Raw genomic sequence first — 17,075 nt, 5'->3', positions numbered from 1 at the left:
CTCTCCGGGCGGCCGTCCTGACCTGCGCGTAAGGAGGGGAACGGGGGCGGGGACGGCGGTCGATCCGGACAACGTCCGACAGGAATCCGGTCAACCACCGCCAGATGGCCGATCGCGGGAACCTATGGAATCGAGCCCGTGCTTGGCCGGAATGCTCAACTATCGACAGCCGGGGTGCGGGCGACATGGAGGTGGCACGTGTGCACCACGGTCGCCGGGCACCGAGGAGAGTTACGCTGCGTCAGTGATGGACAGTCCTGTGCCGCCGCGCCCCTCGTCCCGTCCGGCCGAGTCCCACGCGGGTGAGCACCCCGCCGGCGAGCCCCACGCGGGCGCGTCCGGCTCCGCCGAGGCCCGCCCTGGCGAGTCGGGCTACGCCGAGGTTCGCCCCGGCGAGGTGCGCCCGGCTCCGGTGGAGCCCCGGACGCGTCGCCGCGACCGGCACGGCCGCGGGATGCGGGGGCCGGTCGCCCCGCCGCAGGTGCCGTTGTCCGCGAGCCGGGCGGACACGTTCCGCGATCTGGTCCTCGACTCGGTGGAGCGTCTGGAGCGGCGCTGGCCGCAGCTGGCGGACGTCGAGTTCATGGTGCTCGACGTGCCGCCGTCGGCGCCCGGCGAGGCCGTACCGCTGGGCGGCTCGGCGCCGGCGGCGAAGGACGGGCCGGCCCGTGTCGTCGTCTACCGGCGGCCCGTCGAGATCCGCTCGAAGAGCCGCGACGAACGGGCCCTGCTCGTCCACGAGGTCGTGGTGGAACAGGTGGCGGAGCTGCTGGGCCTCTCCCCCGAGTCCGTGGACCCCCGGTACGGGCAGGACTGATCCGCGTACGGCGCACTGATCCGCGTACACCGGCGATCCGCGTACACCGGCGCACTGACCCGTGTACGGCCGCTGGCCTGCGTACGGCCGCGCTGACACTCGTACGCGCGCACTGACCCGCGTACGCGCGCGTGGTCAGTTGTCCAGGACCGAGAGGTTCTGCTTGGCCGTCGGGACCTGGACCGTGCCGCGGTCGTCCGCGAGGGTCTGGACCGTGAACATGGGAATGCCGTCGTCCGGGACCGCCAGCATGCGGGCCGCGTGGATCGGGCCGCCCGAGACCGGTTCGACCGTCAGGGCGTAGGAGCCCTTCAGGCCGGCCGGGACCACGTCCGTCACCTTCACCGTCGTCCCCGCCTTGACCGAGACCGTCTTGGAGACGGGCGTGCCGCCCTGCGTACCGGCCGAGGCGGTCACCTTGACCTGGGCCGCGGCGCCCGGCGCGGTCAGGGTGAGCGTGGAGCCGGTCGCGCGGTTGTCGGCGACGGTGGCCCGGGCGCTGATCGCCGCGGTGGCCGGGATGAACGCGACCTCCTGCTTGTCGCCCTTGCCGCGCACGACGCGCAGGGCGGCGACGAACGGCGCCGACTTCTTGGCGTCCGAGGGGGTGAGCAGCAGGGAGCCGGCCTCGCCGCGGGTGACGTCCGCGAGGTCGACGGCCGCGGTCATGCCCGACTTCACGTGCAGGGCCTGCGCGCTGGCCGGGACGATCGTGCCGTTCTCGCCGACCAGCTGGATCTTCAGCTCGGCGTCGTCCTCGCCGGGTGCGTACGCCACCAGGCGCACCGAGGTGGCGTCCGCGGGGATGCCGGGCAGGACGGCGGTGCCGGCCGGGTCGGCGGAGGCGGCGAGCCAGTCGCTGCCGAGCTTGTCGTCGGCGGAGCCGATCACCGCGCCGACCCGGCCGCTGCGGGTCGTGACGTGGACGGTCACGTCGGCTGTGGGGGCCTCTCCGGTGAGCGTGGAGAGCAGGACGGGGACGCTGGAGTGGGCCGGGACGGGGATGCCCTCGGTCAGCTGCGACTTGAGCTCGCCCTCGGGGCCGTAGAGCTCGATGTCGGCGACGGCGGCGGTGGCGTCGGGGTTGGTGAGGTGGACGTAGTCCTGGCGCTGCTTGGCCGTGGAGGCGGCCGGGAACCAGAAGTCCGTGTCGGGGGCGGTGCAGGTGACGCCGAGCAGGCCGCGCGCTCCGCCGGCCGGGACGACGGTGGTCTGCTGGACCGTCCAGCCGGGGGCGAGGCCGCCCGTGGCCGAACCGGCCAGGGCGGGGGCGGCGCCGCCGTTCGCCTCGGCGGCGACGGGCTTGCCGGGCTGGGTGACGGTGGCCGGGGCCTTGGCGGCGCCGGGCTTCTTGGCCGCCGTGCCGCCGGGGGTGGCGGCGGTCGGGGCGGCCTTCAGCTCGGCCTTGGCGACGGTGCCTGCCTTGGCGGTGGTGCTCTTTCCGGGCGGGGTGTACGAGGTGTAGTCCGTCTCGGCCACCTCGGACGTGCTCGGCGCCGGGCACAGCAGGCTGGAGCGCTCGACCGGCATCGGCTCCGTGGCGATCGCCGCGACCGGGGTGGTGCCGTCGGGCGCGGTCAGGGCGGCGAAGCCGGTGAGGGCGGCGAGGGCGGTGGCGACCGCGATCAGGGAGAGGGTGGTGCGCTTCACTGGTTGCTGCTCCCGTCGGGACGCTGCTCGGTCTCGTAGCCGTACGTGTACGGGTCGTACGCCGCCTGCTGCTGCGGGTCGTAGCCCTGCTGGTCGTAACCCTGCTGCTGGTACTGCTCGTACTGCTGCTGCGGGTCGTAGGCCTGCTGGGGGTACTGCTCGTACTGCTGCTGGTACGGGTCGGTGCCGTACTCGGCGTACTGCTGGGGCTGCGCGTAGTAGCCCTGCTGGCCGTACTGCTCCTGCTGCTGGTCCTGGTGCTGCTGCGGCCAGTCCTCAGCCGCGTACGCCTGCTCCTGCGGTACGGGAACGGGCTCGGGCTCCTGCCCCTGCCCCTGCCCCTGGGCGGCCTCCGCCTCCGCGGCGGCACGCAGGCGGCGGGCGCGGCGGCCGTCGCCCTCCATCGCCTGGGCGGGGATGACGACCTCCTCCTCCGGCAGGTCGTCGTCGATCTCGCGGCGCCGCCCGGGCAGGGCGAGGACGAGAAGCACGACGGCGAGGCCGACCTGGGCCCAGATCCACAGGGTGTGGGTGAACGGCTGGTCGTACGTGAGGTCGAGCCGGCCGCCCTCGGCGTCGAGCTCGAAGCCCTGGGCCCAGCCGTCGACGGTGGTCTTCTTCAGTTCCTTGCCGTCGAGGGTGGCGGTCCAGCCCTCGTCGGCGCGGTCGGCGATGCGCAGGACGCGGCCGGCGGGGCCCGCGGGGATCTCGGTGTGCGCCTCGACGGGTCCGGCGGCGACGGCGACCGGCGCGGCGGCCGGGTCGGCGGTCTTCGCCGCGTCGGCGGGCGCGGGGACGATGGTCGCGCGGGCGACCACGCGCTCGCGGTCGACGCTCCAGAGCGCGCTGCCGTCGAGCTGGCTGAGCCGGCTCAGGCCGGGGGTGGCGTCGAGGACGCGGCTCATCTGGCGCGGCGCCCCGTCCCGTACGAGGACGTAGCGGATCGCGAACCCGCTGAGCTCCTCGGTCTGGTCGGCGCCGGAGCCGGCGACCAGGTGCGCGACGACCTTGTCCAGGCGCGGGTCGCTGCCGCCGGCCTCGGTCAGTTCGGCGTCGCCGAGGCGGCCGCCGGAGCCGCGGACCAGGGTGTACGCGACCTCGCCGGGCGAGGTGCCGCCGAGGATGAGGGTGCGGGGCTGGTCGGGGTTGCCGCTCTCTTCGGCGACGAACGCCGGGACCTGGACCGGGTCGCGCCGGGTCAGCGGGCCGTCGGCGCCGCCGATCATCCAGCCGGCGGCGGCCACGACCGGGCCGAGGGCGGCGGCGAGCGCGATGAGCGCGGCGACCGGCTGGCGCCAGCCGAAGCCGTGCGCGGCGACGCGGGTGCGTCCGCGCTCGGCGCCGATCATGCCGGCGGCGATCAGCGCCGTGCCGTAGACGAGGGTGGCGGGACCGGCCCAGCCGGTGCCGCCCGCGCCGTTGGAGAGCACGGCGAAGAGGAACCCGACAAGGGCGGCGGTCCAGGCGACGCCGACGGCGAACCGCCGCTCCTCGCGCAGCAGTCCGGCCAGGGCGGCGAGCACGATGCCGATGAGGAGGAGGCCGCCGGTGGTGCCGGGGCCGCCGGGGCTGATCCCGAGCAGGTCGAGGGCGGAGGCCGTACCCGTACGGATGTCGAGTCCCGCCTCGCGCAGGAAGGCGGAGGGGCTGGTCAGCAGGGAGAGCGACCAGGGGGCGAGGACGAGGACCGGGGTGCCGACGGTGGCGAGGAAGCGCAGGCCGTAGGCGGTGATGTCGTCGCGGCGCAGGACGAGCACGGCGATACCGAGGACGACGGCGAGCGGCCAGACGATCGGCGTGAACGCCATCGTGAACGTCAGCAGGAAGGTGTACGCCCAGGTGGCGCGCCAGCTTCCGCGGCCCTGTCCCTGGGCGGTGAAGCCGTGGGCGGCGACGGCCGCGCGGGCGATGAGGGGAAGCAGGATCGCGAGGACCGCGGTGCCGAGGCGGCCGGCGGCGAGCGCGCCGGTGGCGGCGGGCAGGAAGGCGTACGCGATGGCGCCCCAGGCGCGCAGCAGCGGGGACTCGACGATCGGCCGGGCGGCGAAGTAGGCGGTGAAGCCGGCCAGCGGGACCGAGCAGACGAGCAGCACGGTGAGCGCGAAGGAGGTGGAGCCGAGGAAGAGCGCGGAGAGCCCGGCGAGGACGGCGAGGTACGGCGGTGCGGTCTGGGTGCCGCCGGTGCCGAGGGCGTGCCAGCTGTCCGCGTACCGTCCCCACAGCTCGGAGACGGAGTCGGGGGCGGGCAGCAGGGCGCCGCCGGCGAGCGAGCCGCCGCCGAAGAGGCCGCGGCAGGCGACGACGGAGACGAGCAGGAGGAGGGCGAAGAGGACGGGCCCGGGCTTGCGGGCGATCTTCTTCAGCCGGGCGAACTGCTCGATCTCCATGAAGTCGGCGTCGTCGCCGCCGGGGCCGGATTCGACGGCGCCGTGGCGCGAGCCGCCGGAATCGGCGTCGGAGCCACCGAAGTTCGCGACGATCTGTTCGGCGGTGGCGCGGACGGTGGCGCCGGGCGGCGGGAAGAGCGGGCGGAGTTCGCTCGCCGGGACGGCGGGGTTCTTGCGGCGTCTGCGGGCGGCGAGGATCTTCTCGGGGCGCAGCAGGGTGGCGAAGAGGCCCATGACCTCGTCGACGGCCTGGCCGGGGACCTTGCCGACGAGGTAGGCGAGGGTGCGCAGCAGCGTGCCGACGATCAGCCGGATCAGTACGTAGGGCAGGGCGGCGCCGCGGCTGTTGGCGAGGAGCGTGTAGACCGCGCCGGCCTTGTCGACGCGGTGCGGGTTGGCCACGGAGCGGCCGGCGCAGTCGACGGTGCGGCGTTCGCGGGCGGAGGCCTCGGCGTGCCGCAGGACGGCGTCGGGGGCGACGAGAACGCGGTGGCCGGCGGCGTGGGCGCGCCAGCACAGGTCGACGTCGTCGCGCATCAGGGGCAGGCGCCGGTCGAAGCCGCCGAGTTCCTCGAAGACGTCGCGGCGGATGAGCATGCCGGCGCTGGAGACGGAGAGGACGGAGCGGACCTGGTCGTGCTGGCCCTGGTCCTGTTCGCGGCGGTCGAGGCCGGTCCAGCGGCGGCCGCTGCGGGCGATGGAGACACCGGTTTCGAGCAGCTGCCTGCGGTCGTACCAGCCGCGGAGCTTGGGGCCGACGACGGCGGCGTACGCGTCCGAGTCGGCGACGCGCAGGAGTTCGGCGAGGGCGTCCGGCTCCGGGGCGCAGTCGTCGTGGAGCAGCCAGAGCCACTGCACGGGCTCGCCGTGCGGCAGTTCGGGCAGGTCGTAGGCCTCGTCGCTCCAGGTTCTGCTGACCGGGTCCCAGCCGCTGGGGCGCTTCAGATAGGTGAGCTCCTCAGGTCCGAGCACGGGCGCGGTGCGGGCGGCCTCCTCGACGGCGGCACCGAAGCCCGTACGGCGCGCGAGGTGCAGCACGCGGTCGACGCCGATCGCGTCGGCGAGCAGCTGTGCGGAGTCGTCGGCGCTGCCGGTGTCGGCGGCGACGACGTTCTGCACGGGGCGTTCCTGGGAGAGCAGCCCGGCGAGGGCGTCCGGCAGCCAGCGGGCGCCGTCGTGGGCGACGAGCACGGCGGTGACGACGTGTCGCGGAAACTCAGGAGTTGAGGACATCGAGGTACGGGCCCTCCGGCCGGGGGTCGCCCGCGGGGGGCGTGGGTACGTCTCGGACGGGGCCCCACACTAACGGCTGTCAACAAGACGGTCCGCCTCCTGTGGACAGAGCACAGGAGGCGGACCGTTCGTTGTGTACGGGTGTGGGTGGTTCGGCGGGTGCGGATGCCGAAGGCGTGGGAGCCGTGTACTTCAGACGGCGGCCTTCTTGAGGCGGCGGCGTTCGCGCTCCGACAGACCGCCCCAGATTCCGAATCGTTCGTCGTTCTGCAGGGCGTACTCCAGGCATTCGGAGCGGACCTCACAGGCGAGGCAGACCTTCTTGGCCTCGCGGGTCGAGCCGCCCTTCTCGGGGAAGAAGGACTCGGGATCGGTCTGGGCGCACAGCGCGCGCTCCTGCCAGCCGAGTTCCTCGTCCGCGTCCTCGACCAGCAGTTCCTGGAACAACTCGGTCATGTGCGCCCCTCGTCTGTCTTCGCGTCCCCGTGATGTTGCCGCTACCGATTCCGGCCGAACGACACGAGTGAAATTACAAGTTCGTGCTCTGTGCGAGTCAAGCCGGAATCTGCTATTGGGCCCGGTATTCACTCTGCGGAACCAAGGCTATGCGGAAAGTGTTCAAATCACCAAAAACCTGACACATGCCACGGGCCTGGCCGCACCGTTCCCTCTCGAGGAGAGAGACGCCCGGAGCGTGGATCTTGTTGCGATCCAGCCACGGAAGCGATCCGGATCACAGTCTGATCACGGGACCTCAGCCGCGTTTACGGGCACGGATGTTGCGCCATGTCTCCCGGTCGGCGCCTGAACAAACCTTTCTCCAGGCACGGTAACCGGATGAGGTGAAACATTACCCCCAAAACGGGCATTGAGTTGACAGTCGGGTGGCCCGCCCGTCACCTTTGGTGGCATGCCAGCGACCTCAGCGCCCGCCGCGACCCACGCCCGTGGGTTCCGCCGCGCTGTCCAGGCCCGCTGTTGCTGTTGCTGTTCCAGCTGTTGATGCCCCCGAGCTCCAGCGCCTTCTCCGTATGTGCTGCGCCAGCAGCGTTTCCCGCGTGACCCCCCTGCACGACTTCTGTTTCTGCCGAGGAACCCCGCACCCATGAACAGCGACAGTGACCTTCAGATCGCCGGCGACATCCTCGAGGTCCAGCACCTCCTGCAGCCCGCCCGCGAGCACCCCGCCAGCGTGGCCGAGTTCGTCGGCCTCGCCCGCTCCATCGCCGCCGACCGCGCGCAGTGGGCCCCCCACGTCGAGTACGACGCCACCACCCGCTGGTACCACCGGCTCCGCACCGGCCCGGGCTACGAGGTGTGGCTGCTCTCCTGGGTCCCCGGCCAGGGCAGCGGACTGCACGACCACGGCCCGTCATCCGGCGTACTGACCGTCCTGGAGGGCGAACTGACGGAGCGTACGGAGAGGGGCGTACGGACGCTGTCAGGGGGCGCGCAGCGGGTGTTCGCGCCGGGGTACGTGCACGAGGTCGTGAACGACTCCCTCGAACCGGCGGTCAGCCTGCACGTCTACTACCCGGGGCTGACGGAGATGCCCATGCACGAGTCCCGCCAGGCTCAGTGCGCCCCGGCCGCCCCGGCCCATTCCGCCCCGTCGACCCCGGGTGTCGTACCGGCCTGACAGACTGATCCACATGCGCATTGTGGTTCTGGCCGGTGGCATCGGTGGTGCCCGCTTCCTTCGCGGCCTCAAGCAGGCGGCTCCGGACGCGGAGATCACGGTCGTCGGCAACACCGGTGACGACATCCATCTCTTCGGGCTGAAGGTCTGCCCGGACCTCGACACGGTGATGTACACCCTCGGCGGTGGCATCAACGAGGAGCAGGGCTGGGGCCGTGAGGACGAGTCCTTCACGGTGAAGGAGGAGCTCGCGGCGTACGGGGTGGGGCCGGAGTGGTTCGGCCTCGGCGACCGCGACTTCGCGACGCACATCGTCCGTACGCAGATGCTGGGCGCCGGCTATCCGCTCAGCGCGGTCACGGAGGCGCTGTGCGCGCGCTGGCAGCCGGGCGTGCGGCTGCTGCCGATGTCCGACGACCGCGTCGAGACGCATGTCGCGATCGAGATCGACGGCGAGTCGCGGGCGGTGCACTTCCAGGAGTACTGGGTGAGGCTTCGGGCGTCCGTGGACGCCCAGGCCGTGGTGGCGGTCGGCGCGGAGGCGTCGAAGCCGGCGCCCGGTGTCCTGGAGGCCATCGCGGAGGCGGACGTCATCCTCTTCCCGCCGTCCAACCCGGTCGTGTCGATCGGCACGATCCTGTCCGTGCCGGGCATCCGCGAGGCGATCGCCTCTGCGGACGTGCCGGTGGTCGGCCTCTCCCCCATCGTCGGCGACGCGCCCGTGCGGGGCATGGCGGACAAGGTCCTGGCGGCGGTGGGCGTGGAGTCCACGGCCGCGGCGGTGGCGCGGCACTACGGCTCGGGGCTGCTGGACGGCTGGCTGGTCGACACGGTCGACGCGGGCGCGGTCGAGGACGTCGAGTCGGCGGGGATCCGCTGCCGGGCGATCCCGCTGATGATGACGGACCTGGACGCGACGACGGCGATGGCACGCGAGGCGCTGACGCTGGCGGAGGAGCTGGCGGAGGAGGTCCGGGGATGAGGGGTCCTGCGGACGGCGGGGCGGACGGTGCGGTGCCGGGCGGGGCGGTGGCCGGTGGCGCGGTGGCCGGTGCCGCGGTGGCCGGCGCCGCGGTGACCGGCAGGGCGGTGGCGGGCCGCGCGGCGAGCGGTGGCGCGGTTACCGGGGGCGCGGCGATGGGCCTCGCGGCGACCGGGGGCGCGGTGACGGGCAGCGCGGTTGCCGGCGACGCGGTGGGGGGTGACGGGTATCGGGTGTGGGCGCTCGGTGGGTTGCCTGAGGTCAAGGCCGGGGACGATCTCGCCAAGCTGATCGCTTCCGTCTCCCCCGGTCTCGAGGACGGTGACGTCCTGGTCGTCACGTCCAAGATCGTGAGCAAGGCGGAGGGGCGGGTGATCGCCGCCGACGACCGGGAGGAGGCGATCGACGCCGAGACGGTACGGGTGGTGGCGCGGCGCGGCACCCTGCGGATCGTCGAGAACCGGCAGGGCCTCGTCATGGCCGCGGCCGGGGTCGACGCCTCCAACACCCCCGCCGGGACCGTCCTGTTGCTGCCCGTCGACCCGGATGCCTCCGCCCGTGCGATACGGGACGGGCTGCGCGACGCGCTCGGCGTCGACGTCGGTGTCGTCGTCACGGACACCTTCGGGCGGCCCTGGCGCAGCGGACTGACCGACGTGGCCATCGGCGCGGCCGGTGTGCGCGTGCTCGACGACCTGCGCGGCGGGACCGATGCGTACGGCAATCCGCTCAGCGCGACCGTCGTCGCCACCGCCGACGAACTCGCCGCCGCCGGCGACCTGGTGAAGGGCAAGGCGAGCGGGCTGCCGGTCGCCGTCGTGCGCGGTCTGCCGCACGTCGTGGACGCCTCCGCCGAGGAGGGCGCGCGGGCGCTGGTGCGCGGCGCCGCCGACGACATGTTCCGGCTCGGGACCTCGGAGGCCGTGCGCGAGGCGATGTCCCTGCGGCGTACCGTCCGGGAGTTCACCGACGATCCGGTGGACCCGGGCGCCGTACGGCGGGCCGTCGCCGCGGCCCTCACGGCCCCGGCGCCGCACCACACCACGCCGTGGCGGTTCGTGCTCCTGGAGTCGGCGGAGTCACGGCTGCGGCTGCTCGACGCGATGCGGGACGCGTGGATCGCAGACCTGCGGCGGGACGGCAGGTCGGAGGAGTCCATCGCCCAGCGGGTGCGGCGTGGGGACGTGCTGCGCAACGCGCCGTATCTGGTGGTGCCGTGTCTCGTGACAGACGGCTCGCACCACTACGGCGACCCGCGCCGGGACGCCGCCGAACGCGAGATGTTCGTGGTCGCGGCGGGCGCGGGCGTCCAGAACTTCCTGGTGGCGCTGGCGGGCGAGCGGCTGGGCTCGGCGTGGGTGTCCTCGACGATGTTCTGCCGCGAGGTCGTACGGGACGTCCTCGGGCTCCCGGACGACTGGGACCCGATGGGCGCGGTGGCCGTGGGTCGCGCGGCGGCGCCCCCGAAGGAACGGCCGGCGCGGCAGGCGGGGCGGTTCATCGAGGTGCGGTGAGGGGGTTGGGGGTGAGGCTGGGGTGAGGCCAGGGTGGCGCCCGGGTGAGGCCTGGGAGGTCGGGGTGAGGCCCGGAGGGCCGTCTGGGCGAGGCCCGGAGGGCCGTCTGGGCGAGGCCCGGAGGGCCGTCTGGGCGAGGCCCGGAGGGCGGTCTCGGGTGAGGCCCGGAGGTCGTCGGGGTTGAGGCCGGCAGGCCGGTCGGGTGCGGCCCGGAGGGTCGTGGTTGAGGCCCGGAGGGCGGTCTGGTGATGCCCGCAGGGCCGTCGGGGTTGAGGCCCGCAGGCCGGTCCGGCGAGGCCTGAAGCGTCGGGGTTGAGGCCCGGAGGACGGTCCGGTGAGGCCCGCACGGCCGTCGGGGTTGAGGCCCGCAGACCGGTCCCGCGAGGCCCGGAGGGCCGTCGGGGCTTGGCTTTGCGGCTCCCGTTGCCCGTTCTCAGAGCGCCGCGATGTTGCCCGGGGTCATGCGCGGTGCTCGGCGCGGTGGCGTCTGGCCGCTGAGCAGGATCAGGCGGGCCGCGCGGTGGCGTTGGCCCGCGTAAGGGGCGAGGAGTTCGAGCATCGCCGCGTCGTCGGTGGTCCGGTCGCCCGCGAGGGCGTAGCCGACGATGCTCGGAAGGTGGTAATCGCCGACGCTCACCGCGTCCGGGGCGCCGTTGCTCCGCTGGATCGTCTCCGCCGAGGTCCAGGGGCCGATGCCGGGGATCAACTCCAGCCGCTTCTGGGCCTGTTCGGGGTCCATCGCCGCGGCCTCCTCCATGCGGCGGGCCACCTTGGCCGCGCGCAGGATCGTCGCGGCGCGCTTGTTGTCGACGCCCGCGCGGTGCCACTCCCAGGACGGGATCAGCGACCAGGTGCGCGCGTCGGGCATCACATGGAGGCGGTGGCCGTCGGGGCCGGGGGCCGGCTCGCCGTACTTCCGTACCAGCAGCCGCCAGGCTCGGTAGGCCTCGTCCGTGGTGACCTTCTGCTCCAGGATCGAGGGGATCAGCGACTCCATCACCAGGCCCGTGCGGGTCAGCCGGAGGCCGGGGCGGCGGCGGTGCGTGGCGGCGAGGAGGCGGTGGCGGGGGGTGAAGGCGTCCGGGTCGTCCTCGGCGCCGAGGAGCTGCGGCAGCCGGTCCAGGAGCCAGTCCGCGCCCGGGCCCCAGGCCTCGGCCTCCGCCGTGCCGTCGGCCTGCCGGAGGGCGACCCTGAGCGTGCCGGGGCCTTCCGGCGTGCGGACCGCGCGCCAGACGGAGCCGTCCGGGGTCGTACGGAACGTGGGGTCGGCGGGGCCGCGGCGGAGGGGGCCGAGGGTGAGGCCGAGGTCCGTGGGGGCGGCGGGGGTCCAGCGGCGGGTCGCCCCCGAGACGGGGGTGGGTTGCCGGGAGGCGGGTATGGGGATGTGGCCGCCGCGCACGGTGGTGCGGGTCGTGGGGGTGCGGGGGGCGAAGCGGCCGGCCATGGGTATGAGCGTAGCCGGGCGGGTGCAGGGCGGTGGGTGTGCGGCCCCGGTCCTCGGGGTGGACCGGCCCGGAACGGGCGTCGGCCCCGTGGGCGGCGGGCGCAGGGGGCGGACGCGCCCGCCAGGGCGCCGTTCCGTTGTGCCCACCCGTTCCGCCCCAGCGGAACGAATGCCCACAACGGGGGTGGGAGGCGGAACGAATGCCCCCACAACCGGGTGGGGTGGGGCGGAACGGGTGCCCGCAACGGGGTCGGCTACTGGTCCGAGGAGAAGCGGATGGCGCCCGCTGGGAGGTGCGTGTCGCACCAGATGCGGATGCCGTCGCGGAGTTCGTTGTCCGGGCCCACGTGCGCGCCGTCGCCGATGACCGCGCCCGTCAGGACCGTACGCGCGCCGATGTGGGCGCCCGCGCCGATCAGGGAGTCGGTGATCACCGCGCCCGATTCGACCACCGCGCCCGCGTGGAGCGTCGAGCCCGTGATGCGGGCGCCCTCGCCGACCACCGCGCCCGCGCCGACGACCGTGCCGCCCGTTAGCTTGGCGTCCGGGGCAACCCGGGCCGTCGGCAGGATCAGGCGGTCGCCGCAGCGGCCCGGGACGGCCGGGGACGGAGCGCGGCCCAGGACCAGGTCGGCGGAGCCGCGGACGAAGGCCTGGGGCGTGCCGAGGTCTAGCCAGTATGTCGAGTCCACCAGGCCCTGGAGATGCGCACCCGTGGCGAGCAGCTCGGGGAACGTCTCCCGCTCCACTGAGACCGGGCGCCCCGTCGGGATCGTGTCGATGACCGAGCGGCGGAAGACGTAGGCCCCCGCGTTGATCTGGTCGGTGACGATCTCCTCGGGCGTCTGCGGCTTCTCCAGAAACGCCGTCACCCGGCCCGTCGGGTCCGTCGGCACCAGGCCGAACGCCCTGGGGTCCTCGACCCGGGTCAGGTGCAGCGAGACGTCCGCCCCCGAGGCGTCGTGCGTGGCGACCAGCGCCCCGATGTCCAGGCCGGTCAGGATGTCGCCGTTGAAGACCAGGACCGGCTCGTCCGGGCCCGAGTGCAGGCGCGAGGCGACGTTCCGGATCGCGCCGCCCGTGCCGAGCGGCTCCTCCTCGGTGACGTACTCCAGGCTGAGCCCCAGCGACGAACCGTCCCCGAAGTGCGGCTCGAAGACCTCGGCCAGGTAGGACGTGGCCAGCACCACGTGCTCTACGCCCGCCGCCCTCGCCCGCGCCAGCTGGTGCGTCAGGAACGGCACACCCGCCGCCGGGACCATCGGCTTCGGCGTGTTGACCGTCAGGGGCCGCAGCCGTGTGCCCTTGCCACCGACCAGGAGGATCGCTTCTGTCACCTGTCGTCTCTGCTTCCTGTCCGGGGCCGGTCTCATCGCCCGTCACGCTCGTCTGTTCGCTCGTCTGTCGCTCGTCCGGGCGATATGACCGGTCAGTTTATGCAGATGGTCGGACCGGCGACCCCATCACCGTCGCCCCTGGTACTTCGCCGACGTGCTCCGGGTGGTGCCGAGCTTCCCGTAGAGGCGCGCTCCGGGGCAGGCCGTGGCGTAGCCGTCACGGTGTCCCGCGATGGTGTGGAACGTGACCTTCTTGCCTTTCTTGTACTTCCCGCCCGCCGAGGTCAGCGTCGTCTTCCCCTTCGGATTTCCCCCGTGCAGCCCCAGCTTCCATGCCGTCAGCTTCGCGATCGCGTTCGTCACGGCGGCCGGCGGGGTCGTCGAACTGTAGGTGCCGAGGACCGCGATGCCCATGCTGTTGGTGTTGAAACCGAGCGTGTGCGCGCCCCGCACCGGCTTGGCCACGCCCCCGGCGCGGCCTTCGTAGATGTTTCCGCACTTGTCGACGGCGAAGTTGTAGCCGAAGTCACGCCAGCCACTGCTCAGGGTGTGGTAGCGGTAGATACTGCGGAGGACGGAGGGCGCCTGCTTGCAGGTGTAGTTGTTGCCGGTCGCGGTGTGGTGCACGAAGGCCGCCTTGACCGACTTGGTGTAGATGAAGCCCTTCTCGCGCAGCTTCTCGTCGGCCCCCCAGCCCTTGCGCGTGATGATCTTCGGGCGGGGTCCGATGTACGGCTTGGCCGCGGCGGCGGCCGGGATCGCGGCGGGGGCGAGCGCCGTGCGCGTCTGGGGGTCCTGGTCGGTGGCCGGCTCCTGGTCCTGGTCCTGGTCCTGGTCCTGGTCCTGGTCGGTGGCCGGGTCCAGCTCCGGGTCCCCGCCCGTCTCCGGGCCCGGGTCGACCAGTTCGAGGCGGAGCCCGGCGGGGAGCGGATCGGCGGCGGCCGCGTGGCCCTCGGGCCGTTCCGGCTGTACGCGGATCTCGACGCCGTCCGAGTCGCCGACCCACAGCGGCGCGGTGGACCCGCGAGCCGCGGCCGACGCGGCCTCGGCGGTGCCGGGGTCGGCCCCGTGCTCGTCGTTGTGGACCTCCACGTCCTGCCACTCCGACCAGTCCGCGCCCCCGTTCGGTCGGGTGCGGACCTGGACCGTGCCGTGCAGGTGCGCGCGGGCGTCGTCCCAGACGACCCCCACGAGGGAGAAGGGTCTGACGTCCCGTCGGGTCAGGCCTTGCGCCGCCCCTGCCGAACCGGCGGGCCCGATGGCCCGGCGGCCGTCGCCGAGCGGGGCGAGCGGCGCGAGCGGCAGGGACTGGGTGGACCCGGCGACGACGTCCGCCTGCGGGGCGAGTTCCACGGCGGACCCCGCCGCGGACTGCGCGGCGGACTGCGCGGCGGACTGCGCGGCGGACTGCGCGGCTGATGAGGCTGACTTCGAGGCGGGCGACACGGCGGGCGGCGCAGCGGCTGACGCGGCTGATTTCGCGGCGGGCGACACGGCGGACTCGACGGCGGACTGCCCGGCGGGCGACACCGCGTTCGGTACCGCGGCCGGCACCGCGTTCGGCGCGGCGGGCGGCAACGCGGTCGGCGCCGATGGCGCTGCCGACGGCGCCGAGTTCGGCGCCGCCGGGTCGCCCGGCTGTAGCGATGCCGCCGGGGTCGCGAGGGAGAGCGGCAGGGCGAGCGCTGCCGCGCACGTGATGGCGATCGAGGAGACGAGGTTGGCACGCATGAGGCGATCGTCCGTACCCCAGGCCCGTTCCGCTCGGCGGGATTCCGCCCGGAAACTGACGGCCCGTCGGTCCGACCGGAGGACGGTGTCACCGGTACGGCGGGTCCCCGCACCCCTCCCCGCGTACCCTTGCCCGCGTGAACGCCAGCGACCGCACCCCCGCCGACCTGCTGCGATCCGCGCTCGCCGCGGACCCCGCCCGCCCCTTGGTCACCTTCTACGACGACGCCACCGGTGAGCGCGTCGAATTGTCGGTGGCCACCTTCGCCAATTGGGTGGCGAAGACGGCCAATCTGCTCCAGGGCGAGCTCTCCGCCTCCCCCGGCGACCGGCTCGCGCTGCTGCTGCCCGCGCACTGGCAGACCGCCGTCTGGCTGCTGGCATGCTCCTCCGTCGGGGTGACCGCGGAGCTCGGCGGCGACCCGGCGGACGCCGACTACGTCGTCGCCGGACCCGACACGCTCGACGCGGGGCTCGCCTGCTCCGGGGACCGGATCGCGCTCTCCCTCGCCCCGCTGGGCCGCCGCTTCCCCTCCGCGCCCGCCGGGTACGCGGACTACGCGGTCGAGGTGCCGAGCCAGGGTGACCGGTTCGCCCCGTTCATCCCGGTCGACGCGGACTCCCCGGCGCTCCTCATCGACGGTACGGAACTGACGGGCGCCCAGCTCGTCGAGCGGGCCCGCGCGGACGCCGAGGCGCTCGGCCTCGCCCCCGGGGCGCGTCTCCTCTCCGGGCGTCCGTACGACACCTGGGACGGGGTCTCCGCCGGGCTTTACGCGCCGCTGGCGGCCGGCGCGTCCGTCGTCCTGTGCCGGAACCTGGACCGGCTGGCGCCCGACGGGCTCGAGAAGCGGGTGGAGAGCGAGCGGGTCACCGTGACCGCCGTATGACGCCCGCGGCGGTATGACGCGCGCTGCCGCCGTATGACGCGCGCCGCCGCATGACGACCCGCCGCTGCATGACGCGCGCCGTCATATGACAACCCGCTGAGGTTCCACCCGTATGGCGCACCGACTCGCCGAGTCCCCGGGTCCGTGCGTCAACTCCGGTACATGATCGGCGGATGGACTCAGACGTGACGGACAGTGCCGGCACGCCCGCCGAACCGGAGGCCCCGCGCAAGCGTCACTGGCTGCGCTGGACGGCGCTCGGGGTCTCGGTCGTCCTCCTCGCCGGGGCGGGTGCCGGCTGGTGGGTCTACCGCAAGCTCGACAGCAACATCACCACCGACACCGATGCCGCCGCCGAGCTGCTCAGGTACGAGAAGGAGCGGCCCACCGCGGTCCCGATGGGCGGCCAGAACATCCTGCTGATCGGCTCCGACACGCGGTCGGGCGCGGGGAACACCACGTACGGGAAGGACAAGGGCACCCAGCGCTCCGACACCACGATCCTGCTGCACATCTCGGCGGGGCGGTCGAGCGCGACGGCCGTGTCCATCCCGCGCGACCTGATGGTGACGATGCCAAGTTGCCGCACACCGGACGGAACGCGCACACGGGAACAGTTCATCCAGTTCAACTCGGCCTTCGAGATCGGCGGCACGGCGTGCACGATCCGGACCGTGGAGCGGCTGACCGCGGTCCGGATCGACCACCACATGGTGATCGACTTCCGGGGCTTCAAGAAGATGGTCGAGGCCGTCGACGGGGTGGAGATCTGCCTGAAGGAGCCGATCGACGACAAGGACGCCAAGCTGAAGCTGCCGGCCGGGCGCCAGACACTCCGCGGCGAGCAGGCGCTCGGCTTCGTGCGGGCCCGCAAGACGCTCGGCGACGGCAGCGACACCGAACGCATGGACCGCCAGCAGCAGTTCCTCGGCGCCCTGGTCAGCAAGGTGCAGAGCAACGGCGTCCTGCTGAATCCGACCCGGCTCTACCCGGTCCTGGACGCGGCGACGAAGTCGATCACGACGGATCCCGGCCTCGACTCGCTGCGCGACCTGTACAACCTGGCCCGGTCGATGCGGGCGATCCCCACGGAGAAGGTGCAGTTCCTCACGGTGCCGCGGCGGCCGTACTCGTACAACCCGAACCGGGACGAACTCGTACAACCCGAGGCGGGTCAACTCTTCAAGCGGCTGCGCGAGGACGCGCCCGTCACGGTCACGCCGGGCGGCGCGCCCTCGCCGTCTCCCCGCGCGCGTGGGGGCGGGGTCACGGACAGCGACGGGAAGCCGGACGACGGGAGTTCCCCGGGCCCGACGCCGAATCCGACCTTCGCGGGGCGCAGCGCGGCGGAGGGCGCGTGCTCCTAGGGGCGGGTGAGTAAAGGGGATTCCAAGGGGAGGGCGCGGTGGATGAGTTTGGGCAAATTGCCCAGTTGTAAGGGGCGTGGAATT

The 17,075-nt window shown here is 73.5% G+C and carries 12 protein-coding genes; 6 read left to right on the top strand and 6 right to left on the bottom strand.

Annotated elements, in window-relative coordinates:
* The first annotated feature begins 247 nt into the window (after positions 1–247).
* On the top strand, positions 248–817 hold the full coding sequence (locus tag ACZ4VI_RS18455; protein WP_468000281.1) for a metallopeptidase family protein: 570 nt from the start codon (positions 248–250) through the stop codon (positions 815–817).
* Between the two features lie 135 nt (positions 818–952).
* Here ACZ4VI_RS18455 and ACZ4VI_RS18450 read toward each other — a convergent pair whose 3' ends face one another.
* The 3 genes from ACZ4VI_RS18450 to ACZ4VI_RS18440 all read right to left on the bottom strand — a co-directional run bounded on the left by ACZ4VI_RS18450 (position 953) and on the right by ACZ4VI_RS18440 (position 6,543).
* Positions 953–2,467, bottom strand: a complete 1,515-nt coding sequence (locus ACZ4VI_RS18450; RefSeq protein WP_468000279.1) for a DUF5719 family protein — start codon at positions 2,465–2,467, stop codon at positions 953–955.
* Positions 2,464–6,087 (bottom strand): glycosyltransferase family 2 protein, encoded by a 3,624-nt coding sequence (locus ACZ4VI_RS18445; RefSeq protein ID WP_468000277.1) that lies wholly within the window; start codon positions 6,085–6,087, stop codon positions 2,464–2,466. The genes ACZ4VI_RS18450 and ACZ4VI_RS18445 overlap by 4 nt, the downstream gene beginning before the upstream one ends.
* Positions 6,088–6,279: 192 nt before the next feature.
* Positions 6,280–6,543 (bottom strand): WhiB family transcriptional regulator, encoded by a 264-nt coding sequence (locus ACZ4VI_RS18440; RefSeq protein ID WP_015033978.1) that lies wholly within the window; start codon positions 6,541–6,543, stop codon positions 6,280–6,282.
* Positions 6,544–7,192: 649 nt separating this feature from the next.
* On the opposite strand from ACZ4VI_RS18440, the gene ACZ4VI_RS18435 reads away from it, so the two are divergent.
* The 3 genes from ACZ4VI_RS18435 (at position 7,193) to ACZ4VI_RS18425 (ending at position 10,222) form a co-directional block, all read left to right on the top strand.
* Positions 7,193–7,726 carry a cysteine dioxygenase gene (locus ACZ4VI_RS18435; RefSeq protein WP_468000275.1) on the top strand — a complete coding sequence of 178 codons (534 nt, stop codon included), beginning with the start codon at positions 7,193–7,195 and terminating at the stop codon, positions 7,724–7,726.
* 13 nt (positions 7,727–7,739) lie between these two features.
* Complete coding sequence (cofD, locus tag ACZ4VI_RS18430; RefSeq protein ID WP_468000273.1) at positions 7,740–8,708, top strand: 2-phospho-L-lactate transferase; 969 nt, start codon at positions 7,740–7,742, stop codon at positions 8,706–8,708.
* 155 nt (positions 8,709–8,863) lie between these two features.
* On the top strand, positions 8,864–10,222 hold the full coding sequence (locus ACZ4VI_RS18425; protein ID WP_468000332.1) for a coenzyme F420-0:L-glutamate ligase: 1,359 nt from the start codon (positions 8,864–8,866) through the stop codon (positions 10,220–10,222).
* A 433-nt stretch (positions 10,223–10,655) separates the two neighbouring features.
* On the opposite strand, the gene ACZ4VI_RS18420 is transcribed toward ACZ4VI_RS18425, so the two are convergent.
* From ACZ4VI_RS18420 to ACZ4VI_RS18410, 3 genes are all read right to left on the bottom strand, one after another.
* Positions 10,656–11,666: a DNA-3-methyladenine glycosylase family protein gene (locus ACZ4VI_RS18420; RefSeq protein WP_468000271.1), complete on the bottom strand. Its 1,011-nt coding sequence runs from the start codon at positions 11,664–11,666 to the stop codon at positions 10,656–10,658.
* A gap of 254 nt (positions 11,667–11,920) precedes the next feature.
* Positions 11,921–13,003 carry a mannose-1-phosphate guanylyltransferase gene (manB, locus tag ACZ4VI_RS18415; RefSeq protein ID WP_468000269.1) on the bottom strand — a complete coding sequence of 361 codons (1,083 nt, stop codon included), beginning with the start codon at positions 13,001–13,003 and terminating at the stop codon, positions 11,921–11,923.
* Between the two features lie 126 nt (positions 13,004–13,129).
* On the bottom strand, positions 13,130–14,734 hold the full coding sequence (locus tag ACZ4VI_RS18410; RefSeq protein ID WP_468000268.1) for a peptidoglycan recognition protein family protein: 1,605 nt from the start codon (positions 14,732–14,734) through the stop codon (positions 13,130–13,132).
* 137 nt (positions 14,735–14,871) lie between these two features.
* Between ACZ4VI_RS18410 and ACZ4VI_RS18405 the strand changes: the two genes are divergently transcribed.
* A complete protein-coding gene (locus tag ACZ4VI_RS18405) occupies positions 14,872–15,624 on the top strand; it encodes a TIGR03089 family protein (protein ID WP_468000266.1) in 753 nt (250 codons plus the stop codon).
* 173 nt (positions 15,625–15,797) lie between these two features.
* On the top strand, positions 15,798–16,991 hold the full coding sequence (locus ACZ4VI_RS18400) for an LCP family protein (protein WP_468000264.1): 1,194 nt from the start codon (positions 15,798–15,800) through the stop codon (positions 16,989–16,991).
* Positions 16,992–17,075: the final 84 nt, after the last annotated feature.

This window comes from Streptomyces sp. NPDC029169, assembly GCF_055563935.1.
The sequence above is the reverse complement of the archived record's forward strand: the minus strand, read 5'-3'. Positions and strand labels throughout refer to the sequence as shown.